This window comes from Paenibacillus sp. LHD-117, from assembly GCF_030929555.1.
Taxonomy (GTDB): Bacteria; Bacillota; Bacilli; order Paenibacillales; family Paenibacillaceae; genus Pristimantibacillus.
In genome coordinates, this window is sequence record NZ_JAVFVT010000017.1 from 1 (window position 1) to 26,281 (window position 26,281).

General features: G+C 42.3%; 26 protein-coding genes, 1 rRNA gene and 3 riboswitches. All 27 genes read right to left on the bottom strand.

Going from position 1 to position 26,281, the window contains the following annotated elements; genetic code table 11:
* Nucleotides 1–119, bottom strand: a 16S ribosomal RNA gene (locus RB620_RS14625); the annotation flags it as partial.
* A 345-nt stretch (nt 120–464) separates the two neighbouring features.
* On the bottom strand, nt 465–1,265 hold the full coding sequence (locus RB620_RS14630; RefSeq protein ID WP_308095445.1) for a transglutaminase-like domain-containing protein: 801 nt from the start codon (nt 1,263–1,265) through the stop codon (nt 465–467).
* A 14-nt stretch (nt 1,266–1,279) separates the two neighbouring features.
* Nucleotides 1,280–1,360: riboswitch (cyclic di-GMP riboswitch) on the bottom strand.
* A gap of 77 nt (nt 1,361–1,437) precedes the next feature.
* Nucleotides 1,438–1,516, bottom strand: a riboswitch (cyclic di-GMP riboswitch).
* A gap of 474 nt (nt 1,517–1,990) precedes the next feature.
* A complete protein-coding gene (locus RB620_RS14635; protein ID WP_308095446.1) occupies nt 1,991–2,962 on the bottom strand; it encodes a stalk domain-containing protein in 972 nt (323 codons plus the stop codon).
* A 39-nt stretch (nt 2,963–3,001) separates the two neighbouring features.
* On the bottom strand, nt 3,002–3,739 hold the full coding sequence (locus RB620_RS14640) for a hypothetical protein (protein WP_308095448.1): 738 nt from the start codon (nt 3,737–3,739) through the stop codon (nt 3,002–3,004).
* Between the two features lie 118 nt (nt 3,740–3,857).
* Nucleotides 3,858–4,031, bottom strand: coding sequence for a hypothetical protein (locus RB620_RS14645; protein WP_308095450.1), 174 nt, complete (start codon nt 4,029–4,031; stop codon nt 3,858–3,860).
* Between the two features lie 49 nt (nt 4,032–4,080).
* Nucleotides 4,081–4,171, bottom strand: a riboswitch (cyclic di-GMP riboswitch).
* A gap of 94 nt (nt 4,172–4,265) precedes the next feature.
* Entirely contained in the window at nt 4,266–4,724 is a 459-nt protein-coding gene (locus tag RB620_RS14650) for a VanZ family protein (protein ID WP_308095452.1), read from the bottom strand.
* A 183-nt stretch (nt 4,725–4,907) separates the two neighbouring features.
* Complete coding sequence (locus RB620_RS14655; protein WP_308095453.1) at nt 4,908–5,375, bottom strand: protein-export chaperone SecB; 468 nt, start codon at nt 5,373–5,375, stop codon at nt 4,908–4,910.
* A gap of 1 nt (nt 5,376) precedes the next feature.
* Nucleotides 5,377–5,637 carry a hypothetical protein gene (locus RB620_RS14660; RefSeq protein WP_308095455.1) on the bottom strand — a complete coding sequence of 87 codons (261 nt, stop codon included), beginning with the start codon at nt 5,635–5,637 and terminating at the stop codon, nt 5,377–5,379.
* A gap of 59 nt (nt 5,638–5,696) precedes the next feature.
* On the bottom strand, nt 5,697–6,383 hold the full coding sequence (locus RB620_RS14665) for a hypothetical protein (RefSeq protein WP_308095457.1): 687 nt from the start codon (nt 6,381–6,383) through the stop codon (nt 5,697–5,699).
* A gap of 239 nt (nt 6,384–6,622) precedes the next feature.
* Nucleotides 6,623–7,639, bottom strand: a complete 1,017-nt coding sequence (locus tag RB620_RS14670; RefSeq protein ID WP_308095459.1) for an SDR family NAD(P)-dependent oxidoreductase — start codon at nt 7,637–7,639, stop codon at nt 6,623–6,625.
* Nucleotides 7,632–8,990 (bottom strand): UDP-glucose dehydrogenase family protein, encoded by a 1,359-nt coding sequence (locus RB620_RS14675; RefSeq protein ID WP_308095460.1) that lies wholly within the window; start codon nt 8,988–8,990, stop codon nt 7,632–7,634. Before RB620_RS14675 ends, RB620_RS14670 begins: the two co-directional genes overlap by 8 nt.
* A 77-nt stretch (nt 8,991–9,067) precedes the next feature.
* Nucleotides 9,068–10,192, bottom strand: coding sequence for a non-hydrolyzing UDP-N-acetylglucosamine 2-epimerase (gene wecB / locus RB620_RS14680; RefSeq protein ID WP_308095462.1), 1,125 nt, complete (start codon nt 10,190–10,192; stop codon nt 9,068–9,070).
* A 4-nt stretch (nt 10,193–10,196) separates the two neighbouring features.
* Entirely contained in the window at nt 10,197–11,306 is a 1,110-nt protein-coding gene (locus RB620_RS14685) for a capsular polysaccharide biosynthesis protein CapF (RefSeq protein ID WP_308095464.1), read from the bottom strand.
* A complete protein-coding gene (locus tag RB620_RS14690; RefSeq protein ID WP_308095465.1) occupies nt 11,303–12,325 on the bottom strand; it encodes a polysaccharide biosynthesis protein in 1,023 nt (340 codons plus the stop codon). Before RB620_RS14690 ends, RB620_RS14685 begins: the two co-directional genes overlap by 4 nt.
* 16 nt (nt 12,326–12,341) lie before the next feature.
* Nucleotides 12,342–13,691 (bottom strand): lipopolysaccharide biosynthesis protein, encoded by a 1,350-nt coding sequence (locus tag RB620_RS14695; RefSeq protein ID WP_308095466.1) that lies wholly within the window; start codon nt 13,689–13,691, stop codon nt 12,342–12,344.
* 1 nt (nt 13,692) lies between these two features.
* The gene (locus RB620_RS14700; protein WP_308095468.1) at nt 13,693–14,835 is read right to left on the bottom strand and encodes a glycosyltransferase family protein; all 1,143 of its coding nucleotides are present in this window, start codon (nt 14,833–14,835) and stop codon (nt 13,693–13,695) included.
* A gap of 90 nt (nt 14,836–14,925) precedes the next feature.
* Complete coding sequence (locus RB620_RS14705; RefSeq protein WP_308095470.1) at nt 14,926–16,191, bottom strand: hypothetical protein; 1,266 nt, start codon at nt 16,189–16,191, stop codon at nt 14,926–14,928.
* Nucleotides 16,184–17,272 (bottom strand): glycosyltransferase, encoded by a 1,089-nt coding sequence (locus RB620_RS14710; protein WP_308095472.1) that lies wholly within the window; start codon nt 17,270–17,272, stop codon nt 16,184–16,186. Before RB620_RS14710 ends, RB620_RS14705 begins: the two co-directional genes overlap by 8 nt.
* A gap of 18 nt (nt 17,273–17,290) precedes the next feature.
* The gene (locus RB620_RS14715; protein ID WP_308095474.1) at nt 17,291–18,520 is read right to left on the bottom strand and encodes a glycosyltransferase; all 1,230 of its coding nucleotides are present in this window, start codon (nt 18,518–18,520) and stop codon (nt 17,291–17,293) included.
* An 87-nt stretch (nt 18,521–18,607) separates the two neighbouring features.
* Nucleotides 18,608–19,507, bottom strand: a complete 900-nt coding sequence (locus tag RB620_RS14720) for an ATP-grasp fold amidoligase family protein (RefSeq protein WP_308095476.1) — start codon at nt 19,505–19,507, stop codon at nt 18,608–18,610.
* A 20-nt stretch (nt 19,508–19,527) separates the two neighbouring features.
* A complete protein-coding gene (locus RB620_RS14725; RefSeq protein ID WP_308095478.1) occupies nt 19,528–20,631 on the bottom strand; it encodes a glycosyltransferase family 4 protein in 1,104 nt (367 codons plus the stop codon).
* A 15-nt stretch (nt 20,632–20,646) separates the two neighbouring features.
* Nucleotides 20,647–21,486: an NAD-dependent epimerase/dehydratase family protein gene (locus RB620_RS14730; RefSeq protein ID WP_308095480.1), complete on the bottom strand. Its 840-nt coding sequence runs from the start codon at nt 21,484–21,486 to the stop codon at nt 20,647–20,649.
* Nucleotides 21,487–21,504: 18 nt separating this feature from the next.
* The gene (locus RB620_RS14735; RefSeq protein ID WP_308095482.1) at nt 21,505–22,125 is read right to left on the bottom strand and encodes a sugar transferase; all 621 of its coding nucleotides are present in this window, start codon (nt 22,123–22,125) and stop codon (nt 21,505–21,507) included.
* Between the two features lie 42 nt (nt 22,126–22,167).
* Nucleotides 22,168–22,827, bottom strand: coding sequence for a hypothetical protein (locus RB620_RS14740; RefSeq protein ID WP_308095484.1), 660 nt, complete (start codon nt 22,825–22,827; stop codon nt 22,168–22,170).
* On the bottom strand, nt 22,828–24,699 hold the full coding sequence (locus RB620_RS14745; protein ID WP_308095486.1) for a polysaccharide biosynthesis protein: 1,872 nt from the start codon (nt 24,697–24,699) through the stop codon (nt 22,828–22,830).
* Between the two features lie 58 nt (nt 24,700–24,757).
* Nucleotides 24,758–25,447, bottom strand: a complete 690-nt coding sequence (locus RB620_RS14750) for a CpsD/CapB family tyrosine-protein kinase (protein WP_308095488.1) — start codon at nt 25,445–25,447, stop codon at nt 24,758–24,760.
* On the bottom strand, nt 25,428–26,195 hold the full coding sequence (locus RB620_RS14755) for a YveK family protein (RefSeq protein WP_308095490.1): 768 nt from the start codon (nt 26,193–26,195) through the stop codon (nt 25,428–25,430). The genes RB620_RS14750 and RB620_RS14755 overlap by 20 nt, the downstream gene beginning before the upstream one ends.
* Nucleotides 26,196–26,281 lie beyond the last annotated feature (86 nt).

Below are 26,281 nucleotides of genomic sequence, written 5' to 3' on the forward strand. Positions count from 1 at the left end.
TACTCACCCGTCCGCCGCTAACCGTCAGGAGTGCAAGCACTCCATCAGATCCGCTCGACTTGCATGTATTAGGCACGCCGCCAGCGTTCGTCCTGAGCCAGGATCAAACTCTCCATAAAGGTGTTTGACTTGCTCAATAACGTTGTTGCTACGAAGATTTTCATATTGGCTAAGCCAAGTATGAAAACTTCTTATCGATTCAATCTTTCGATTGTATCGGGCAGTTTCGCTCGTTGTTCAGTTTTCAAAGAACAATCTTATCTTTCTCGAAGCATTCGCGCTCGAGTTTATCGAGTGTGAATGTCTTCCGTGTCGGCCGTTTGTCTCAGCGGCGACTTAGATAATATATCACGCCCGCCTAGTGGAATGCAAGCACTTTTTTAAAATAATTAATAGATTACGATTCGGGCATTAAAAAAGACCCGCATCAGCTGCGAGTCCTTAACTATTCCTTCATCTATATATTAGTACTGTTTGGCTTTTGAATACTTGGCTACATCCTTCATCCAGCTCAAAGGTTTGTTGCTTTGCTTCATCCCCGCATCCACCGTCGTGTCGATCGTAACCCACTTGCCGTTCAGATAAACCTCGTTCCATGCATGGTAAACGTCCACATAATCGGAGTCGCCCATCACCAGCTTTGCCGGAATGTCCAGACTGCGGAGCATAGCTGCATACAGAGCAGCGTAGCCGTAGCAGATATCTTTCTTCGTCGTCAGCGTGCGATCAATGCTCGGCAGGTAGTCCGTTGTGACGGTTTGGGCGAGATTCTTATCGTAAGCGATGTTCGAAATAATGAAATCATATACGGCCTTTGCTTTCTCCTCGTCCGTCTTCTTGCCTTTGGCCAGTTCCTGCGCCTTCGCGATCGCTTTGCTCGAGCTTGTCCAGCTCACGTTCTGAACGGAATTCAAGTAAACAACCTTTTCGTCCTTCAAGCTGAGCGTGACCGCCTGTTGCTTTACTGCTTTATATGACTTGCCAGAAATGTTCTCCAAAAGCATAACCTTATACTCGCCGTTGCCCAGCTGCAGTGGAAATACTTCCGTCGTGCGTCCGGCCGTCAAGTTGTAGGTATAGCTTTCCTTGCCTTTTGTTATCATAACCTTCATCTTCGGAGCGGATTTCGCGTCGTAAGAGACCTTGACCACGCCTTGCGACAATTCCGACGTATCCAGCCAAGCCGTAGCTTCGGCTGCGGATACCACTTGAACAGAAGTAAATAGCATAAATACGGATAAGACCATCATTATCATTTTGCGCATCATAAAAAACTCCCTTCGGCGGCCAGGCTGCCATCTGTGTAGAAGGCCCTATAGCTTTGCGTCCCAGTCTTTCGACAGGTTTGCCATTATCGTATGAAGCTTGAATCTACGTTCTATAAAGTCCTAGACCACGTTCATTACGGTCCTATGAAAAACAAAAAAAGCCCAGTCATTCGGTAGCTGGCTGCCATCTTACGGAAGGCCCTATAGCTTTGCGTCCCTACCTTTCGATAGGTTTGCCGTTATCGCGTCTAGCTTTCTTGGTTCTATATTACCACATTTTACTAGAGTTGCAACTCATTTTTCTGACAATAGCCTACTTCAATCGATACGGAAGCGCCGTTCTTGTTGACCCGTTAAACAGACTTGTCGCAGCAGCGAACAAATAACTGATCAACATTTATTTCATAGTCTTTTTTACCCATTAATATGAGTATATTTCCCTAGTAAGTAGGCATAAAGTTTGATATTATTAGAATAGTATGGAAGAGAGGTGATGGAATTGTCCGGTTATATGATGTTTACTGAGTTACCTACGCCGCTCAAGCTTATCGGTATACGGCTTTTCCGAGACGAGAACGGGCGATATTGGTACAAATTTAGAAACAACAATCGAAAAAGATTTTTTTGATTCTGAGCAGCTCAGATCTTACATACATGTACAGTACAAAATAAAGGATCCCCGACCGTTTGGCCAGGGATCCTTTATTTTGTTGTAAAACGAGCTATTTCAGCGCCTCCGCGATTTTCCGTCCTGCTTCCAACTCCGCTTCGAATGTAGCGCGATAATCGGCAATAATGGCCGTGCTGTAGCCGCCAGCCATCAATGCTTCGGTCGTTTGCGCCAAAATCTCATCGAAATTCACCGAACATGCGGCGATCTCAGCCTCGATGTCCGCGATGATCCGCTTCTTGCCCGCTTCATCGGCACCCGAATATTGCAGCGCTATTCCAAGCAGCGTGGACTGGCAGCTTGAGCGCAATGCTTCCAAACGTCCTTCGGCACTCGCCGTAATTTGCTCGTACGTCGGCTTGACTGTCGGTCCGCCGCCCCCACCGCCGTTTCCTGCTCCCGGACCGTTCCCGCCCGCTTCGGACTCGCCACCCGTCTCCTGCGACCCGCCTTCAAGACCCGCACGGTAAGCCTCCGACTGTCCGCTGACCGTTCTCGTAGCCGGATCCCAGTCAATCTCCGTCCCGATCGACTCGGCCAGAAACCGAAGAGGCACGTAAATCGAGCCTTGGTAAATAAACAACGACTGCCCTTGCGGAAGCTCTTTCGTTTCCCCTGCAAAGACCAGCGTCGCTTCCTTGACCTTCATCGATAACGTCTGCTGCGACCCGCTTGTCCCACTGCCGCTTGCAAGCTGCAGCTGCTTTTTCAGCTCCGTTAGCTCTGAGTCGGTCGGCTCCGACACGGTCACTTCGTTCTTCTCACCGTTCCAGCCCACTTGCTTGAGCAAGGCATAAGAAAGATACCGTATAGGCACGTAGGTTCGACCCTGACAGATAAAAGCATGCTGGCCTTTCGGCAGCGCCAGCTTCTGCCCGTCGAAGACCAATTGAACCGGCTGCGTCCGGACCTGCACCGTTTTGGCGGCCGGGTCGCCGGAGCTAGCCGCGACGGCATGGAACGGCGCAAGAGCGACAAGCAGAACTAGCAGCATCGTTCGTATGGATAATTTGCGCTTTTTCATTGAATTCTCCCTTTCGAATACCATTCTAAGTGCAGCAACCTATTGAAGCGCGCTTGCAAGCTCGACCAACGCCTCGCTTCTGGCGTTCGCCTTGGCGCTCTCGTACTCCGAGCCCCAGTCCGGCAGCTCGCTTTGCTGCAAACCTGCTTCTTCATACTTCGCTTTCGCATCGCTAATCAGCTGATTAAACTGCGCATCGCATTCCGCCTCCGCAGCCACTACCTTTCCCAGATACTTCGTTTGAATAGATTCCAGGGCCGCATCCTTATCAGAGGTGATTTCCACCTTGATCTGCGCGATCAGTTGGCTGCTTGTCGCCTTGCACGTGCCGCGAAGCGCCTCCATGGAGGCCGTGATGGTCGAATCAATCTGTTTCTTGCGTTCCTTCTTGTCGATAGGCGTTGGCGCGGGTGCAGTAGACGGACTGCTTGGATTCGACGCTTCCACGGAATTGGTAGGCGAAGGCTGACCCGCGTTATCGTCAGGTGATGCTGCGGGATCCACGCCCGCCTGTCCAGTAGACGTTTCGCTTGATTGCGGCTTCTCCTCGGAATCGTGCGCGGCAATCTCCTCGCCCGATTGTCCTTCCTTATCATCAACGACCAGCGATATCTCCGGCTCCTGCTGACCTTCCGAGTCCTCCGCTTCCGCTAGTTGTTCGTTTAGCTCCTTTGCTTGATTCAGCTTCGTCGTCAAGCTGATCACACCATAGGACGCTACTCCGAGTACGAGCAGCAAAGCAACAACCAGGAGCAGCATCCTCTGTCGTTTTGTCATTGAAGTCATCCTTATCTCCCTTGAATTCATTTGCGACTTAAAATCCAAACAAAAAAAGCCGGCGTTTCTCCCAGTCATACTGGCGCCGGCTTTTTATTTTTATCATAATTGTATGCTGCTAGGAATGTGGGTTCAAAACCACGGCATTCGCTAGCTTCGCCCGATGGCGATTCATCTTCAGGTACAGCTCGAGACGCTTGCCTTCATCCAAGCAGCTCTCCCACAACATTTCGTAGAAGCCCACGCACAGATAATGCCATTCCCTGACCAAATTGGAATACAAGATCAACATGAAGCAACAACCTCCATTGTTCCCGCAACCCCAGACGGGAGGCACGATATTCGGTAACTGGCTGGCATACTCCGATACTTAAGAGCGTAGCCCCTTTAGTTTTGCGTCTCCATCTTTCGATGGGTTTGCCATTATCGTAAGGGTTGCACGGGTATTAAGTTGTATGTATATTATCAAAATGCCGCCAAAAAATATTGAGTCTATCGGCTCAATCTTCTCCGGAAGCTTGCGGCTTTATTTTGAACGATCCTTGTTATTCGATCTTACGCGTTCAATCCACTTGTAAAGCCCTATCCCCAATAAAACTCCAGCGCTATCGATGAACACATCCTTAACCTGCGCTCCTCTTCCCATTACGAAAAGCTGATGCACTTCATCCGATACGGCGAACAACACGCAGACCAGCAATGTGATTGCCATGCCGCGCATGCCTCTTACGCCTATCTTTGTCAAAGTACCAAGAACGAGCATGCCAAGTACGAAGTAGATGAAAAAATGTGCATTCTTCCGCACCGCATGATTCAACTCGCGCGGATCCAGCTCCGCGCCAGGCACCAACCGCTCGACCGTCGCCACGATCTTATCCGAAATGCCGGAGCTAAGCTCGTTCGACGAAGAGGCGGGCTGGCTGGAGAAGCTGATAATAAGGGCCATCCAAAGAATCACGACAGCCCCGTAAACAAATTTTCGCATGGGACAAATCCTTTATTTTACGCCGTAGTAATCCACGTACCAATCCGCAAACTTCTGCAGACCGACTTCAATGGGCGTCTCCTTATTGATAGGATCGAACACTTTATTTAGCACAAACTCCGCTGCTACCAAGCAACGGAGTTTGAATGATAACTGTTCGATTACTGCGCAATTACAGTCCGTCTACTCTACTAGTTTGTCTATCTGTTCAATACGGGCTTGAGACTCTATCATCTTTACAATATTAATAGGCGGTAGCACCAATGGGTTAATATTAGCATTGGCTGTATAGGTTGTTACTAAGGCTCGGATGTAAGGGAATAAGATGGCAACTGCGTTCACTTCGGCTAATCCCTGCTTCTGCTCGCCATTTGCTCCATCAACTTCGAAGAACCCCGTGACGCTAATATTCATGCTGAAAGGATAATTGCGCTCGATAGCATTCTTAAAAATAGCAACGTTTAGTGTGACAAGCAATATAATCGCTTCATCTTCTACAAATTCAATCTCTCTGCTCACTTGAAAGTCGAGATCGACTGACTCATCAGCATTAAATTCGTGATTCACATGAAACTCCACGCTATTAACTACATAATTACGAAACTGCAATACACTTTGAATCTCTTGATTGCCAACGCCGCTATTGGTCATATTAAGCCGCATCCTCCGGACGCAAAGAAACAGGGGAAAGGACGAAAGTCTGGAATCCTTCTCTCAGCCTGTAGCCATGCATATTTGTGCTGTCGTAACGGAAGTTGGTTCTTAAATCCTCCTCGGTCAACATGGTCATGTGGAACCGAGCAGCTGGCGCAATTCGATCTATACCAGCCTTGACTAGACTAGCTTCCACTTCGTTAACGGAAACCGACCGGAAGTGCTCTTCAATTCTGTCCATTCTTTCCTGATGTCCCATACCCATTACCTCCCTCACATAACCTATATACGATAATGCATAATATATGCCAATGTATTTTAACGTCTTTTCATTCTGAATGGGGGATTTCCGGCAGTTGGCGAATATTTGACCACTTTATTGGCACTTGGTGGCTGAATCACATTGTTGAAATACATGTCCCTGATCTGATCCTTGTACACGGCAATATTGTCCGCATAATGGTACTCATCAGCATCTTCGACAACTGTCGGGTTTTTAATACATCGCTGCTCCTGCGGCATGAAGCCGAATCGTGTAAACACTGAACGGTAGTGTCGAGGGTTCAAGCCGAATATCGCTCTCACCAGATCGAAATCCTGGGCGTACCCCAGCTCATTAAACATATAATTAATGACCACGCCATCCGAGATCTCAACAGTCCTGAATCGGGGGATATGTTCTTTCTTTCTCTTCAGTTCGGCAAAAGTCTTGTCGAACTCAATCTTATGTGCCGCCTTGATTAAGTCGAACATACGTGCATCTGCCTTTTGCCCTGCGGATATGATCATGTACTCTTCTATTAACGCATCGTCACGGCAACTTTCGTTGTATTGCTTATTATACATATCGACAATCCATTTGTAGGCATAGAAGTCTTCTACAAAAAAGTAGATCCCGTCCCCCAACCAATGCCGATCCCCAATAGATTCTTCGAACGCGTTGCTGGCCAACATTCTTTGACCCCGAGCCCGGTATGTTCCATGGTATATTTTCTCTGCCAACATGCCAAACTCCCTTTGCGGAATCAATAATCACTTTCCGAAAAAGCTGCTTTTCATTATACTAGTAAGATTTTGCCACAAAAGCAAGGTATATTAGGTAATTTTAACAAACAATTTGACATGTAAACTATATATAGTTTTCTCAAATCGGCAAATACTATATCTTGATCATCCCAAGGCGAAACGGCTGTCACCGTCCTTTGGCAGCGCAGCGCGTTTCATTTCGAGAATTTTAAAAAAGATTATTTGACTCCATAATACTCCACGTACCAATCCGCAAACTTCTGCAGACCGACTTCAATGGGCGTCTCGGGCCGGAATCCTACCGCTTGCTGCAATAGTGCCGTTGAAGCGTAAGTCGCCGGGACATCGCCGGGCTTGATGGGCTCGAAGATTTTGTCAAACACGACTTCCCTTCCGGTCGCCCTGGTCAAGCAACGCTCCAGCGTCTCAATGAATGTCATTAGCTTCTCCGGGCTATTGTTGCCGATGTTGTACACCTTATGGGGAGCCCCGCCCGCAGGCGGCTTCTCGATCAGTCGCTCCATCCCGGTCACGATGTCATCGATATACGTAAAATCTCGGTAGAGATCATTGGCGAAATCCCCATTGTTGAAAATCTTGATCGGTTCGCCGGCAAAATACTTGTCCGCAAACCCGAAATAAGCCATGTCCGGTCTTCCCATTGGACCATACACGGTAAAGAACCGTAGACCCGTCGCCGGAATTCCGTAAAGATGGCTATAGGTATGGGCCATTAATTCATTGGACTTCTTCGTTGCCGCGTACAGCGATACCGGATGGTCAACGAAATCCTTCTCCTCGAAAGGCACTTTCTCGTTCGCCCCATAAACCGAGCTGGACGAAGCATAGACGAGATGCTTCACCGGGTAATGCCTGCAGGCTTCAAGGATATGAAAAAATCCCGTAATATTGCTCTGAATATACGCGTCCGGATTCTCGATCGAATAACGGACGCCGGCTTGAGCAGCCAGGTTTACGACCACATCGGGCCTGTGCGCTTCGAACAGCTGGACCACCGCGGCTTTATCCGCAAGATCGCCCTGCACGAACTCGAACTTCTCATACAGCATAAGCTGGTCCAAGCGGGCCCGCTTCAAACCAACGTCGTAATAATCGTTCATATTATCCATGCCGATGACCCGAATCCCCTGATCCAGCAGCCTTCTGGACAAGAAATAGCCGATGAAGCCGGCCGCTCCGGTAATCAGATATACACTGTTCGCATTCTCATTCAACGTATCTCGACTCCTTCGCGCCGTTCCGAACGCCGGGCTCGCGGCCAATGGAATGATACTCCACCCCGGCCTCTTTCATGTCGGCAACCCTGTACAGATTGCGTCCGTCATAGACGAGCGGTGTCCGCATTAACTGCTTGTAAACTCCCGGCTGAACGGCTTTAATTTCTCCCCACTCCGTCAGAATAAAACAAACATTGGCGCCTTCCAAAGCCTCGTCGATATTCGCCACATATTTCATGCTGCCCTTGCCGCTCTTGCCTTCCGGATACAGCTTGGCGAAGTTATACGCTCCGATCGGATCATACGCGTACACATCGGCTCCTTGCTCCAGCAATAAAGGCACATTTTCCAGCGATGCCGCTTCCCTCAGGTCATCCGTTCCGGGCTTAAACGTTAAGCCTAGCACGGCCACCTTCAGGCCATTAAACGTAATGAGCCGCTTGCTCGCCTTTTTGTACAGCATCGTCTTCTGGTCCTTGTTCACGTCGATGGCCGACTTCACCGTTCTCAGCTCATATCCGTGCTGCCTGGCGAGATATTCGAGCGCCTTCGTATCCTTGGGGAAGCAGGAACCGCCGAAGCCGATACCCGCATTCAGGAATTTGCTTCCGATCCGCGGATCGTATCCCATTCCGCTGGCGACATCTTGAATATCCGCACCGACCAGCTCGCAGAGATTGGCGATGTCGTTCATGTACGATATTTTCAGCGCGAGGAAGTCGTTGGAGGCGTACTTGATCATCTCGGCCGATCTTCGGTTAACGGATACAATCGGCAATTGGAAAGGTTCGTAAATGCGTGTAAGCAGCTCCTCGGCCCACTTGCTCTCCGTCCCGATAATAATGCGCTCCGCGTGAAGGGTGTCATGCACGGCGGAGCCTTGCGCCAGAAACTCCGGATTCGAGGCGACCTCCACCTTCACATCGTTTATCAGGAAGTCATGGATGAATTGCTCCACCTTGTCATTCGTACCGACAGGTACCGTCGACTTCACGACCACGAGGCAATCCTTCTCGATCGTCTCGGCAATTTGCCTCGCAACCGTCGCGATATAAGAAAGGTTAGCCGATCCATCAGGCTGCTCCGGCGTACCGACACCGATGAAGATCGCGTCTGCCTCTTTATATGCGGACTTGAAGTCGGTGGTGTAGTTAATCCGCCCAGCTGCGTAATTCTTCTGCATCAACTCTTCAAGCCCCGCCTCATAGATCGGAGACGTGCCGGATTTCATAAGCGCTACCTTATTCTCATCAATATCGACGCAGGTCACCTGGTGACCCATCTCCGCGAAACACACGCCGGCAACGAGGCCGACGTAGCCGGTTCCGGCTACTGCTATATTGAACATTGGAATGGCTTCCCTTCTTGTTACGATAGCAGAATTTTTTTATTACTTACTCAAACAGAAAAGTTTAGAGAGTTCATTTACTTTTCCCAAACAACTCTATTTACATAGTCGGTGTAAGATAAAATAATTCTTAAAACCTTGTCAGACACATTAGGCATACTGTAATCTGACACTTGTCTTAATGTATCCTTGTTTTGTGCGGAGAGGATTTCCAGTCCCTGTAGTATTCTCTCCTTCTCTAGGCCCACCAACATCACCATTGCCTCTTCCATTGCTTCTGGTCGTTCATGTGCTTGTCTCAGATTCAAAGCTCTAAAACCAAGAATAGATGATTCTTCACTAATTGTACCACTATCGCTTAGCACTGCTCTTGCTTTAGTTTGAAGCTTAATATAATCATTAAAACCCAGTGGTTTCAATGCTGTTACCAATGGGTTAAATTGAATTCCGTTAGCATCTATCATTTTTCTGGTTCTAGGGTGAGTGCTTATGATAACTGGCAAGCGATATACATCGGCAATTTCATTTACACTCTCAACCAGATTTCTAAAGTTGGATTCTGAGTTGATGTTTTCTTCTCTATGAGCCGATATAACAAAATACTGCCCTGCATCAAGGCCTAACCTCTCAACAATATCTGATTGCTCAATGTCTGCTTTTCTTGAATTTATTACTTCAAACATAGGACTACCTGTCTTAATAATTCTATCTGCCGGTAATCCTTCTCTTAATAAATACTCTCTCGCAATGTCACTGTATGTTAAGTTAATATCTGCAATGTGATCAACGATTTTTCTATTTGTTTCCTCAGGAACTCTTTGATCGTAGCACCGATTCCCAGCTTCCATATGAAAAATGGGGATTTTTTTTCTCTTTGCAGCTATAGCACAAAGACAACTATTAGTATCCCCTAGTATTAATAACGCGTCAGGCTTTACTTCATCCAGTATCGGATCAATTTTAATAAGAATGTTCCCTATGGTTTCAACAGCTGTACCAGTCGCTGTATTCAAAAAATAATCTGGTTTCTTCAACTTGAAATCTTCAAAAAAAACTCCATTTAATTCATAATCATAATTCTGACCTGTATGAACTAGAATGTGCTCGATTGCATTTGATTTCTCTAACTTATGAATTACAGCTGAAAGTCTTATAATCTCTGGCCTTGTACCTACAACTGTCATAACCTTTAACTTTTTCATTTATTCACACCCCTAAGTAGAACGTATCTGGCTTCTCAGGATCAAATTGTTCGTTAGCCCACATCACAGTAACCATATCCGTCTCACCGAGGTTTTCTATGTTATGCGTATAGCCGATTGGTATATCAACGACTTCCAATACGTCACCACTTACGAAATATTCAATTACCTCGCTAGAATCAATTTTTCTAAAGCGAATTACTCCCTTTCCACTGACCACCAGAAACTTCTCGTTTTTCGTATGATGCCAGTGATTTCCCTTCGAAATTCCCGGTTTTGATATATTAATAGAAACTTGTCCCCTATCAGGGGTCTTGATAAATTCAGTAAAGGACCCTCTATTGTCAACGTTCATTTTGAGTTGATAACTAAATTGATTCTCCGGTAAATAACTCAAATATGTACTATACAATTTCTTTACAAATTGATCTGACATATCAGGTATTGACCGATCTTCGCGACTCTGTCTAAAAGAGCTTATTAAAGCTGCAATATCGCCAAGACTTGCCTTGTGATACTCCGGAACCTGACAAGTATTATCTACTACATTCTCATTTCCAGTCATTGCATTTATAAGTTCATTTACTACATCATCTATATATACTAGATTTAAAATCGTATTTGAATCGTTAATAGTAATTGGTAGCCCATGGGCTATATTATGACAAAATGTTGCTACAACACTATTATAATTAGGTCTACACCATTTCCCAAAAACGTTTGTAAAACGGTAGATTAGCACTTTTGCTCCTGTTTCTTTACTATATTCATGGAGCAATTCTTCCCCTGCTTTTTTACTTATACCGTATGGATTATCCCTCTCAGCTTGAGTTGAGGACGCAATCAGTATCGGACACTTATTTCCGTGCTTTTTTAGCACTTTTAGTAATAATGCTGTAAAACCATAATTTACATTCATGAATTCGGATTGGTCTTGGGGGCGGTTTACTCCAGCTAAATGAAAAACAAAATCTGCATCTTGACAGTATGCTTCTAGAAGCACTTGATCGCTATCTCTGCCGTATTCATAAATATCTGCATATTTACGGTTTCTAAGCTCAGCTACTAAGTTTTTGCCGATAAAGCCCATCGCTCCCGTTACTAGAATCTTCATTTCCGATTCCAACCCTTCAACTCTTCTCGAACATAGTCAAGCATCAATAGTCTATCCTTTATCTGCTCAATATTTAATCTCTGGGTATTATGTGAATTATATTCTTCCTCTGTTGACAAACTCTTGTTACCTTCAACAAAATATTTATCATAGTTCAAATCTCTTTTGTCCGCAGGCACTCGATAGAAACCGCCCATGTCCTCCGCCACTACGTGTTCTTCTCTAGTTAGCAGCGTTTCGTAAAGTTTTTCCCCATGACGAGTACCAATCACCTTTATTTCACAGTCCGCATTAAATAATTCCTTAATTGCTTGTGCCAAATCACCAATTGTCGATGCAGGTGATTTTTGTACCATGATATCGCCAGCTTCTGCATTCTCAAAAGCAAACACGACAAGCTCTACAGCTTCTTCAAGACTCATAAGATATCTGGTCATATTGGGATCAGTCACCGTTATAGGCTGTCCATTTTTTATTTGCTCTATAAATAATGGAATAACCGAGCCTCTCGAGGCCATTACATTCCCATAGCGAGTACCACAAATATGAATTTTTTCTGGATTCACAGTCTTGGCTTTAGCTACAAACACCTTCTCCATCATAGCTTTAGATATACCCATTGCATTTATCGGGTAGGCAGCTTTATCAGTCGATAGACAAATAACTTTTTTGACCCCAGACTCGATCGCGCCTGTCAGAACATTGTCCGTCCCAATTACGTTTGTTTTCACTGCCTCTAACGGGAAGAATTCACAAGATGGGACTTGCTTTAATGCTGCCGCATGGAATATATAATCAACTCCATACATTGCGTTCTTAACACTTGCCAGATCCCTAACATCCCCAATGTAAAACTTAAGCTTATCATTCTTATATAATTTCCGCATATCTTCTTGTTTTTTTTCATCACGGGAAAAAATTCTGATTTCTTTAATACTTGTATCTAAGAATCTCTTCATGACAGCATTACCAAAAGAACCTGTTCCCCCTGTAATAAGTAAGGTCTTGTTTTCAAACATTATGAACAACTCCTATTTATTTTGTTAACCACTTCTTAATCCATACAGGCTGGAATAGAACGTATATACTCATAGCAACAACATTGGCCAACACAACTCCAATCCAAGAATTCATCATATCCACAAGAAGCCAGGCCAAAGGAAACTTTATTACAACCCCAATAGTGAAACATACACTCTGCACCTTTAATCTTCCAAATCCATTCGCTATACTTGATAAAACACCATTCCAAATGAAAAGACTACTGTAAGATGCAAATATTAACGCAAATATATAATCAACCTTATACGTGCTTTCCCCTAGCCAAACATTAAAAGCCCAATGTAAAAAGGGTATTAAACAAAATAAACCCACTGTAGCTATGAATGCTAATACATTCAATCTTCTATATAGGCTATTAATCCAAAGGTGGTTTTTTTCAACTACCGCTCTTGTTACAGCAGACCAAATTGGAGTCAATAATAATACAATAACGGTGCTTATGAGTGAGAATATTCTATTGTAAGTTGTATATTCTACAACGGCAGCAGGTTCAACTAACCACGAAATCAAATATTCATTTGTAGTAGTAATGCACATATACATTACTTGTACCCATAAAAAAACGCCGCCTAACTTGAGAACATCTTTAGCATATGATTTATCAAAAAACCTCAGTTGCGGCCTTCCCTTGTTCAAACTATTCATAAAAACTCCAAAAGTAGCAAACAGCAAAGGAGCATTTATTGCTATAACGTAAACAGTAGCCAGTTGTATCATGCTGATATAGGCATTTGTTGGTTCTGCAATCCATACATAGACAAGTATGATTATGCTGCTAAACAGTCCCAAAAGGTGATTCAAAGCTGATTTTTGCATCGCGTAGAGGACTGAACTGATTATCCTAAAGAAAAACTGAAGGATCACTCCTATAAAGATGATATACACAGTCGTACTTAAGGTTACTTGAGGAACTATTATTTCGGATATATTAAAAATTCGATTCCAGTTTATTATTTGGAAAAGAAAAAACGAGACTACAGCTACACTAATTACCAGTACACCAACAATAACATAAGCTGAAGTAATATATTTCTTTACTTTAATCCAATCTTTATGTAACAAGGCAGGCACCAAATGATTCCTTAACCCGTTACCTACTCCTAAATCAAAAGTAAGAATCCACGATAATACTGATAACATGGTAAACCATAATCCTAATATTGATTGATTTTCGAAATATTTTATATATGCCGGTAGGGTCAAAAGTGACAGAATCAAGGAACCGCCTTTTATAAAGAAAGCACCTATTGCGTTATTTAATATCACACTATTGTATTTATGTTTATTGAGTCTTATTTTTATTCTTGAAATAAACTCTTTCATATTAATTCACCAATAACAATCTAACTTTTTCTCTAAAGTCTGCATCCAAGGTTTGAATTATTGCTCTACCGTTATAGTTATCACTTAAATTCACTCCATTTATTGCTCTAGCAACAGAAATCGGATCGTGTTTATCATAGTACTCAATAGCATGCCCGATAGATGAGGACTGTACTGCATTAATACGAACAGATACAACTCGAAGGCCATTTGCAATGTAAGACAATATTTTTGATGGGAATGATGAATCATTATACTTTGCATTTGGATTTTGAGTGCTTAAACCAATGTGGCATTTCTGTAAGAAGCTTATATAGGCTTCCCCCTTCAAGAGCCCATCATAAGTAACTTTAGCATTTGTTTTGGAAGATATGTCTTCTATTTGACTTTTAATCCGTTCTAGCTCAGCAGATGAACCAAACCCAATAATATGTAAATGGTATTTGTCAGATAGGAATTCTGCTGTTTCAATTGCTAGACTAGCACCGCCCTTTTTAGGATCAAAGGTCCCAGCGTATGCTACATGAATGCGTTCATCAACATAAGCCACTTTTCTATTAGACTCAACTCGATATGTTCCATATATAGGAATAAATGGCTTTCCTTGCGGATTCACTCTGCTATTCAGTAATTCCGTTGAAAAGAGAAATTTGTCTGCGTTTTTAAATGCTTTATTCTCGCTATCTTTCATCAAGTAATGAAAGTTTTGAATATCATCGTACACTTCCTCAACCTCAAGTATAATTTTAAATTTCTTTACTACCTTAGCTACTCTAAGCGGTAACGATAACATTACAGAGTGATATACGATAATCTGCTCATTTTTTTTTAGAGATATTATTAAATAAAAAAAAAGTTGAACTAATGAAAACAGATATTTAAGTAAACGTCCTACTTTTGTACTCGCTCCAAAAGTATCAAATGTAGTAAGAGTTAGATTATCTTTTATCTTTCTTCTCTCTCCTCTTTTATAACCTTTAGTAGCATTCGTCCAACTTGGAGAAATAATCTCAACAACGTAGTTATTTTGAATCAACGCACTTACGATATAATCAATTTTATTAACTGCAGAAGGAGCAAATTGTCTGTCTGATAGAGGGTTGTCTAGCGACTCGTAAAAGGCAATGTACTTAATCTTTTTCATTTTCCATTAGTCACCTAGCCTTATATGTAGAAGGTTTATTAGTAAAACTATAAATACTTTTAGTAAACAACTTAAATCAATGTGAGTTACTCAACTCCCTTCACTGAGCTTTATTAGGTTAGTAGTTGTTTTATCAGAATGTGCAAAGGGTAAGAACATAAATGTCCATATTACAGAATTAAAGACTAGATTCTGAGTATTTATAGATAAGAATAATATAATAAAAATCAATATTTTTAATATTGCAGAATCACTCAACTCACTACAAAATCTATAAAAAGTAAACAGTATTATAAGCCCTGTAAAATAGCCTAAAGCCATAATATACGAAAACATAGTTCCGGTTATGTCGTCAGAATTAAAAGTAATTAAATAATCCTGTATGTAGTGAAATCCATTGACAAAGCTTTTTCCGAATATTGGACTTTCTAATGATGCAACCAAATTATTATATATACTCTCTAATCGAACCTGAAACGATAGATTACTACTCCCCTCAACTAGTTTGCTAAATGAATTTGTAATTCTAGTCATGATGTCATTGCTATTTATAAACATAAAACAAACAATGACAGGCAGCCCTCCTATAACCATAATATTTCTCATTTTCAATTTCTTTTTGTTTACAAAGATGTATGCTATTAATATAGGTACTAAACAAATTAAGCCCACGGTTGAGAAGGTTGTTATTAAAGTGACTATTAAAACTAATATACGTAGTTGAGAATTTTTGTTCTTAAAATAAAACACTTCAATAACTAGCGCGACTAGAATAAAGAATTGAAATACTCCCGGCTCACGAAATATCCCTTGATTCCGCATAAGTCCGTGCCAGCCCACAGAAAAAGACAACCACATATCTACAAAAGGGACTCCCAGAATGCTTTCATACGTTTTAAAGAGATTAAAAGAACTGTTCATATGTAAGGGTAAAATAATATAGGTGGCCAATAGTGAATAGGCCGAATATATTACAATTGCAACAACATATCCCTGAAGATAATTATCTCTATTTATTATAAGAGAAATCAAAAAGCCTGATACTACAGCAATTATAAAGAATAGATTTTCGCTATAGAAATCATCATTAATCATCATTGACAGTAAACATGAACTAGTAAATAGTAACGCCAGAACTAGACTAATTGGATTAACTTTAATAACTTTAAAAAGAAAATTAAAAATAAACAAACACCCAGTTATGGCAACCCAGATAAATGCTAATGTTTCCTTCTCCCAGCGTAACATTCCAGGTGCCGATTCAAATGAAAGCTGTATCTGTATCATTATAAATATGACTATTAATAAGAGTTGAACTCGCTCACGCTTATTACTTCCCTCGTAAACATTAACCATCAATTAAACTCCTGTACGCAATATCGATTTGGTTGATAATCTCTTCATCAGAGAATCTTTCTTTTACAACTTTTTTAGAATTATTACTGAATTTACTTCTAGTGTTGGGATCACTCACCAATTTACAAAGTGCATCTCTTACTGCTTGACTATCATTTAAAGGAATCAAATATCCGTTATAGTCATTCTCAACTATTTCTGGTATACCGCCAACGTTTGATGCAACAAGTGCTAATCCACATTTTGCTGCTTCAAGAAGCGACATACACAAAGTTTCATGAAGAGTACATATAACAAAAATATCAGATCCATACAAAATACGATCTATATCCGTTCTGTAACCCAGCAAAAACACTTTATTAGAAGAAATTTCATTTTTTAATTCAGTTTGCATCGTTTTAAGATACGGACCATCACCAACAATTACAAATCTTACTTCACCATTATAATTATTCATTTTTTTTACTGCATCAGTCAGAACCTCAAATCCTTTATCTTTGGTGATTCGCCCAGTCGATACAATGATCAACTCATCGTCATTAATACCTAACTCTTTTCTTATTGAATTATTCGTTGCATACTCTTCTTTTTTTTCTGAAACTATGGCCATATTGTAGATACGACCAAGAAACTTACTCGAGTGTCTTCTTACCATTTTCCAATCCGAAACATAGTTACTAACTGCATATGTACCAGCAGCCATTTTTAGTGTCAAAACCTCTAATGATTTCAGTATTATTTTCTTATGAATAGGTATATCCATTGCTTCCTTAGTACTTCCATGAATAGCTAATAATATTTTTCTTTTATTAGCCAGTCTGCTTGCTAAAGCTAAGTAAAAACCAGATAATTGAAGACCTCCGATATGAATAATATCGGGATTAGCTATTCTAATATCTCTTACTAACTTACATACCAATTTAATATTAAATATTCCCATCCTTCCCTTAGGTATATTTAAAGGCAGGAATTGATACTTATTTTTCAAATCGCTTTCCATAATACGTATATGACTATTATAAGGACCTCCATTCTCTCCACCTTCTACAAACGATATCATTACAAGCGGCTTTTCTTGCACACTACCTCCTCCACCCCTCTATTTATCGTTTCTCATTATTTCTATAAAAAACTCCTCTGTAATTTCTTGATACCTTTTATAAAAAAAATAATTATTTTCTTTACAATCCTCTTTCATATTTTCTATTATTCTAGAATCTAACCTTAATATTTCGCATAACTTGAGAACATTTTTTTCGTCATTAACAGCTTCAAGAAAAAATCCATTCTCCCCATCACAAATATAGCTATCTAAATCGCTTGTTCTTGTCGTAATAACTGGTGTTCCACAGCTGATGCTTTCAGAGACTTTCGTAGGAAACCCTGCACTAGAGTCTCTATTAACATCTCTTATTAATATTGTAAAGTCAGAATCGCAGATATTCTTTACAACCTCTGAATTGTTTTTATAGCCATGAAACACAATACTATCACCTAAATTTTTTAAATAAATGCTATGTGAAGGGAGAGCTTTCAAGAAGTCATCTTTTGTATGACCATATATATTAAACTGAAAACATACTCCCTCATCTTTGACTTTAGAAAGTAGTGTTATAGCTTTATCTAATCTATCTTTTAGTTTTTTTACATCTTTAACTTGTTGATTCTTTCGAAATGGATTTCCTGCATAGGAAATAATCTTTTTGCTATCGAGACGACTCCTTTCATTTTTTAACGAGTAATTTTCTTCAGGGGAAAGTGGGGGGAGAATTAATGTTCTTTTTCCTGATTTTACATAATAATTAGATAAATAACTACTTATTGCTATCACACCATCTGCTTGTTTATTAACATATTTTTTTTGATAAGTCGTGTCTGCCCATTTTATTATATTGAAAATAGGATTTCTCGTATTAACAGTTAGCCAATCTACGCAATCTGATATTACTTTTATATTCCGAGATTTGCAGTATTTAATGAGCAACTTATTAAACAAAGAGATTCTAGGGCTACCATAATAAATAATTGCAGCTAAATTTGATTCGAGACCTGTAGAACTTAGCAAACTCTGAAGTTGATTAAAAGTATCTCTATATTGCAACCACTCGATACTCGAAGCAGGATATTTAAATTCATAATAAATAAAATTATCGTAATTTTTTTTTGTGAGTAGCAAGTTCTTTGATTCCTCGTATTCCCTCGTGCCTATAAAAACTACTTGATAACCAATATCACTCAACAATTTCCCATTAGCATATACCCTTTTTCCAGCAGCATTGCCAAGAGGAAACGAGAAATTCCCTAAATATAGTATGGTTTTTTTATTCATGTACTCATCCCCTGACAATCCATCTCTTTAATAACTAAAAATTTCCTATAAAATGACCATTATATAAAATAATAATTAAATTATAATCTAGCTTTTTTGAGAAATTTCAAATTGATTCCCAAGTATATAATCAAATTCATCTGGATAAAAAGAGGTATAACCACTTGCATTGTAAAATGTAAGTTCACCAAAGATTATTCTCCCGTCAGTGTTATATAAATCCACCCTTACGTGGGGAAAGTCCTTGGAGAGCACTTCTGCAATTTCCACCATTTTTTCGAAACCTCTCGGTTTTGGTATTTCCTCAGTGATATCTCCGAAATCCATTCTTCGATAAGGCATTTTTTTGAATCTAGTATCATAAAACCCAAGTTTACCGTTCTCATGATTATCAACGTATTCTATCATTGTATATAGACAAAATACTCTACCATTAAAACAAAAGAACTTATAGTCAGGGAGATCATTATTAGAATCTCTCTCGATCAGCCTTTCAATAATAATTCTCGGTTTTATATTATAGTAACACCACTCTCTACCATGGGATTTTTTTTGTGGAACCATCCATCTATTCAACTGGCTTTTAACTAAATTGATATCCATAGTTTTCTTATCACTAATAAATATATTTGTTCCTGATGAGTTAGTAACTTTAATTACAAACTTATTAGGCAATATATCAAAATTAATATCATCTACTTTCTCATAAACTCCATAAAGTTCGTTCAAAATGTGCCCAAGACCCTTTTTTTTCACATACGCTCGTACAGTATATTTATCTGCACACTGAGTTAGTAGTGAATTTCGATAGTTAAGCTTGTACCATTGTAATTTTTCTGTGTATCTCTGAGGTGCTTTTAAATTAAGAATTCTACCTGTTTTTATTTTATATTGTAGTTTTATCATAATATTATCCGGAATAAAACTTAATAATTTCAGAATTTCGAATCTATATTTTTGACTTTTAATTATTTTTTTATAGTCCATTTTTTATGTTCCTTTTAATTTTATATTAGAAGATTCTGTGCACGAAAAATTTCTGCACAGTAAGCATCTACCACGAACTGACGATCAAACTCTTTTTCTACTTTACCTCTGCCAGCCAATCCAAGTTGTCTTTTTTGCTCATATGATAGTCCCAAAAAATGTTCTATCTTATTAATCAATTCAGTTGTATTCTTTTCTTTGATAAGGAATCCATTAACCCCATCTTCTACAACTTCCCTACATCCACTCCTATTTGTGGCTATTATTGGTCTTGTAGTAGCTGCACTCTCTAAAAGTACATTGGAAATCCCTTCTGGGTAATAAGTTGGATGTATTGTGCAATGTGACCTCAAAAGAAAAGATCTTATATCCTGTTGCATTCCATGGTACTCAATAATTCCACTTTGCTGCAACGCAGCTAATCTTCCTTCATAAGTCTCCTCACAAAATCCAAGAACATGAAACCGCGTATGTGGATATTTTGGTTTAATATATTGTGCAGCTTCTAGGTACTGATCAATCCCTTTCTCTTGCATTATGCGAGAAATAAACACAAATTCAATCGTGTCATCCGGAGGGTACTCTAGCACACGAAAATGTTCCAGGTTCACACCTGAACCTGGAATCAATTGGTGTTTGCCTATAGCTATTTTTCTATCAGTGAAAAACTGCATATTCTCCTCGTTCTGAAAGAAAATGCAGCTAATTTTTTTGAAAGCAAATTTATAAAGCAGTACGGTTATTTGCTGCATAATCCCAGCGTTTTCTACTGCAGTTCCAAGACCAGTGATATTAGCAATCTGCGGGATCTTTAAGAACCTACATGCGATACCACCATAAATGTTTGGTTTTATTGTGTAAGAAAGAACGACATCCGGTCTTATTCTCTTTAATATTTTTTTGTACTCTAGCATTAATTTAAGTTCGTTTAATGGGTTCGTTCCATGTCTATCAAATGACACTTCTATGTATTTACAACCCATTTCTTTTAACAATTCAACTTTCTCGCCATATGGCAACACTATATATACTTCATACCCCTTGTCGAGTAGGGCCTGGATGATTTCCTTCCTAAAGTTGTACGTATATACATGATGATTAGATAGTATCAGGACTTTTTTCATGTTCATCCTACTCCACTAGTTTTTGATTGATTCCGTAAAGTCTAAGATAGAATAATTCTCAGGATACTTGGATTGATCTATCTCATATACTAAATTGCCAAAAACTTTGTTTACAACACCCACACGCCCAATTAACAACTTAATAAGTGGGTTAAATATGTTCACCAAAGTAATCTTTTTGTCATATTTCTGCGCCAGTATCTTGACCATTTCGCTAACGTTAACGAATTCTTGATTTTGTGGAAAAAACAAACCAGTTTCCTGATTCTTTATGACTAATCGCAAAAACTCCGATAGATTATTTATGTGCAACATACTCCGTCGGTTATCCATATCCGGAAATATAGGAGTATGTTTTGCAATCTTTATTAGTCCATTAAAGTTTCCCGGACATCCTTTACCATAAATCATCGGTGGTCTTAGAATAGCTACTTTAAATGAATCTGATTTCAAATAGCCAATCAGTTCTTCGGCCTGTAGTTTTGATTTTCCGTAATGACTCTTCGGACTAGTCTTAGTAAATCGATTAATTTCACCACTTTCAATACCGTACACACTCATGGAACTCAAAAAAATAAACTGTTCTACTCCGCTATTTCTTGCCTTATTGGCGACCTCATAGGCTAAATCGCGATTTACCTTGTAGTATAGTGAAGCATTATTTTTAGTTTCCTTAATATGAGCTATCCCTGCAGTATGAAGAACAACATCATATTTAGAAAAGTCCTTGATTGCCCAAGACTCATCTCTTACGCTTAACATCTCGACCGAATAATCATCAGGGAACTTTGATAGCCATTTAGCTGCGTTTATCCCCACATAACTATTAGCTCCAGTGATTAGGACTCTTTTCATTTAGACGAAATCTCCCTACTACTTAATGCTAGCCACTTTTTGTTTGCCAACACTACCTGTCCCACCCTCAACAACACCATCACTCTTAACAACACTTACAATGGTTCCGACGAAGCACTTTACATCCATCGCAACGCCGATCTTCTTAACGTACTCTCCGTCTAGCTTTGCCTTTACTTCAATAGGGAGCTCATCTCGTCCGTTAATCTGAGCCCAGCCGGTTAGTCCAGGAAGTAAATTATTTGCGCCCACCTTATCGCGCAGCGCGATCAGATCATGCTGGTTCCATAACGCCGGTCTGGGACCGATGATGCTCATATGACCGACAAAGATGTTCAAGATCTGTGGCAGCTCGTCCAAGCTCGTTTTGCGCAAAAACTTACCTACTGCCGTTATATACTGTTCAGGGTTTTTCAGCAGATGAGTCGGCGTATCCTTTGGCGTGTCAATGCGCATGGTACGGAATTTAAGGATATAGAAATGAGTTTTGTGAATCCCAACACGCTTTTGCTTGAAGAGTACAGGACCCTTGGTGTCTAGCTTTATAGCGATAACCAGTAGCAGTAAAATGGGTGATAACAAGATTAGTCCGATCAAGGAGAGGACGATATCTCCTAGCCTTTTTATTCGCAAGTACATCCTCCAAACACTCCCCCTGATTGCACTCTTGTCTCTTAAACGTTATTCCTGCGACACTTCCGCGTAGCTCTTACCTTGGCTCATGCCATATTTCTTGGCAATCTGAATTAATTCGTCATATTGTTCGGGCGATAATTTCTCCAGAATCAATGTGCGCGCTTCTTTCTTTTCGTCTATTCCCAATCCGCCGCCTGCAAGCTCTTGAAGCGCCTTGATGTCGTCCACGCTCAATTCTTTAAGCAGAACGGATGCCAGCTTCGCTTTCTCGTTTACGGTAATCTTCTCCTGTACATCCTTGGCTTTGTCCGTGGATATCTCCGCGCTATATTCGTTCGTACCGGAATTCGATGAAGCCATCTCTTCGCCAGTCGTATTATTGTTCGGTTCTTGATTCGTCGCTTTACCGTCATCGTTCGTCTCGGAATTTACTTCCGAGTCGGGAGTTCCTTCCGCCGGCTGCTGGGGTTCATCCGTTCCGCCCTCGTTCGACGAAGTGTCTCCTGTGCCAGAAGGTTGCGGATCCACTTCGGCCACCACATCCTCCAACAGCTCATCTTCCAAACTTTCAGACAATTGAGCAATCATCTTGTCCATCGCATAGTTGGCCGCGAATAGACCGGCAACGCCGAGCACTACGATAACCGATGCTGCCCATATCAAGATCTTTTTCCAAGTTTTTGTTTTCTTCTTACGCTGACGCATTTATATCGCCCTCCGTTCATGCTGTTCGACATGCTCTGGTCTAAATTCAACATGTACTTGTACATAGAATGGAACCAACTGTTCAATCGCTGCCTTTACTGCAGCAGGCTCAGCGCCAAATACTTTCTCGAATTGCCGCAACTTGAGATCAAGCTCCGAACGATCGATCAGCTGAGGTTTACCTATGAAGATGCGCTCATGCTGCGTCGCTGTTGTAGCCTCCGCTTCGGTAAGCAATTCCTCGTACAGCTTCTCGCCTTCCCGCAATCCGCTGAAGCGAATCGGAATATCAACATCCGGTTCCAATCCGGACATTCGAATCAGGTCCTTGGCCAGATCCAGAATACGGACCGGCTTGCCCATGTCCAGAATAAAGATTTCCCCGCCCTGCGCGAACGCCCCGGCCTGAATGACAAGCTGAACGGCTTCCGGTATGGTCATGAAGTACCGAACCATCTCCGGGTGGGTTACCGTTACTGGCCCTCCTGCCGCAATTTGCTCCTTGAATCTTGGAATGACGCTTCCTCGGCTTCCGAGCACGTTACCGAAGCGTACGGCTACGAACTGCGTGCGGCTTGCGACGTTTATGCTTTGGATGTACATCTCCGCGATTCGTTTCGTCGCTCCCATGATGCTTGTAGGGTTGACTGCCTTATCGGAGGAGATCATTACGAATCGTTCTGCTTGATGCTTGTCCGCCGCGTCGGCAACGTTCTTCGTGCCGAACACGTTATTTTTGACTGCTTCGGACGGGTTGCGTTCCATTAAGGGAACATGCTTGTGCGCCGCTGCATGGAACACGACCTGAGGCCTCAGTTGCCGGAACACCTCGTCTATTCGGCTTCGATCCTGGATGTCGGCAATAATCGTTTCCAACGAAACCTGAGGGAACTTGCTTCTCAGCTCCATCTCGATGGTGTAGATGCTGTTCTCTCCATGACCGAGTAGTAGTAGTCTCTTGGGCTGGAAAGTGGCAATTTGGCGGGAAAGTTCCGAGCCGATCGACCCGCCTGCGCCCGTCACGAGCACCACCTTGTCGGTGACGTAGTCCATAATGCCATTCATGTCGATCTTGACCGGCTCTCTTCCCAGCAAATCTTCAACCTCTACGTTCCGCAAGGTCTGAATGGCCAGCCTGCCCGTAATAATATCGTCGATGGCCGGAATGATTTTGACCTTGGCGCCTGACAGTATACAGATATTTATCAGGTCGGAAATGTCCGCTCGCCTTGATGAAGGCATGGCAATCACGATATCGTGGATTTGATGATGCTTGACGATAGCCGCAATATCGTTGCGATTCCCAAGCACGGGATACCCCATTACCTGCATCCGCCGCTTATGCGGATCATCGTCGATAAATCCGACGAGCTTGCTCTGGCTAAAACTGCGATTGGTCATGATTTCTTTGGCGATTAATGCCCCGCAATCTCCTGCCCCGGCGACCAAAATATTCGTCTTCATTTCATTCTTGACTGACCTGTTAACTCGGATTAAACGCCATAGGAATCGGGATCCGCCCATAAACAGCAGCATGGTCTCCACCGTCCTTGTCGTGATGGACAATGGCACCCGGTCTCCATCGATCAGATAGGTCAATCCATAAGAGATGATCATCCCAGCCAGAACGGCTTGAATCAAAGAAATAATTTCGCCAATGCTGGCGTATTGCCACATCCGCTTATACATCCTGAAGTAGGCGAAACTTATGCTGCACGTCATCGTCGAGACCAGCGCGAACATAACCATTTGAGCTGCGTAGCCGGAAGGGATGTCTCCGTTAAAGCGGAATAGATATGCGCTCACGACTGCAGTCCAGATGATAAGGATATCGACCACCAGTATGATGGCATTTTTTCTCCGCATGCTCATTCCCAAATCCCTCCCGGCATCACAACAATGAATGATCTTGCATCGTACCGTTGCCCGATTATTCCTGAGCCCCGTAATAATAGTAATAAGCTTCTTCGTTCGCCTTGCGCTTCACATTGTTCAGCACGACCCCGAGGATGCGGGCGTTCACGGCCTGCAGGTTCTGGATCGCTTTTTTGCCGATGTCACGCTTCACCTTGCCCTGGTCCACGACCAGGATGGCTCCGTCGCACTTGCTGGCCACGATCTGCGCGTCGGTGACAGCCAGCAGCGGCGGGGTGTCGATTAGGATCACGTCGTAGAGCTCTCTAAGCTGCTCGATCGTCGCCGCCATACGATTGGAGCCAAGCATCTCCGCCGGGTTCGGCGGGATCGTTCCCGATGTGACGATATCCAGGTTCGGGATATTCGACATCTGGATGGCCTCCTCCAGCGAACACTGCTGGGAAATGACCGACGACAGCCCCCACCGGTTCGATACGGAGAAGGTGTGATGGGCGGTCGGCTTCCGCAAGTCGGCGTCAATGAGGAGCGTTCTCCGCTCCGACTGGGCGTAGGCAATCGCCAGATTGGAGATGGTCGTCGTTTTCCCTTCGCCGGGACCCGCGGACGATATCATGATGACTTGCAGCTTCTCGTCGATCGAGGAGAAGTCGATGTTCGTGCGGAGCGCCCTGTAGGATTCCGAGATCGGCGACCTCGGGTTCGTCAGCGTAATGAGCTGGCGTTTATTTTTCGATCGTGACACGCTCTAATTCACCTGCCTTGTAGGGTTTGGTCGCTCTTCTCGATTGGCTGTTGGTTACATCCTCCGGATTCATCTTAGAAATCATGGCTAACGTCGGCTGGCCCAGATATTCCATTACGTCCGCTTCCGTCTTGATTGTATCGTCCAAGTATTCGAGTAAAAAAACGATGCCTACGGCAAGCATGAGGGAGACGACGAATGCAATGGCGATGTTCAGCGGCACGTTCGGCGATACCGGACTTGGCTGATCGGTCAAGTTTGCTTCGTTCAGGATGGACACGTTCTCCACTTTGAAAATATGCTGGATCTCTTTGCGGAACACGTTCGATACGGCGTTCACCGTCTCGGCTGCTTTGCGATATTGCGTGTCCTGGACGACCAGTGTCATGACTTGCGTATTGTTGACGGAGCTGACTTTAATCATGCTTGCAAGCTCCTCGGCCGTGAATCCAAGCTCCGGATAGCCTTCCGCAACCTTGTCCAGGATTGCGGGCGTTTTGATAATTTCCTTGTATGTATCAATCATGCGAATGTTCGTATTGATTTGGTTGAGATCCAGTTGTCCCGTCGCAAGCTGCGACGCGGTCTGGTTGACGATGATTTTCGTCGAGGCTTCGTATAGCGGATCCTTAAAGAAAAGGCTGAACACTGCCGCAATCGCGGAGCTAAGAAGCACTAGAATGAGAATGAACGGAAGCCGCTTGCGTATAATGGCCATGTACTGCCGAAGATCTAGTTCGTTAGACACTTATTACTCCTCCATTAGGCATAAGATGTAACGTTCTGTCATGCCTTGAGAACTATTAATAACCTCATATTAACTCATAAATCGGG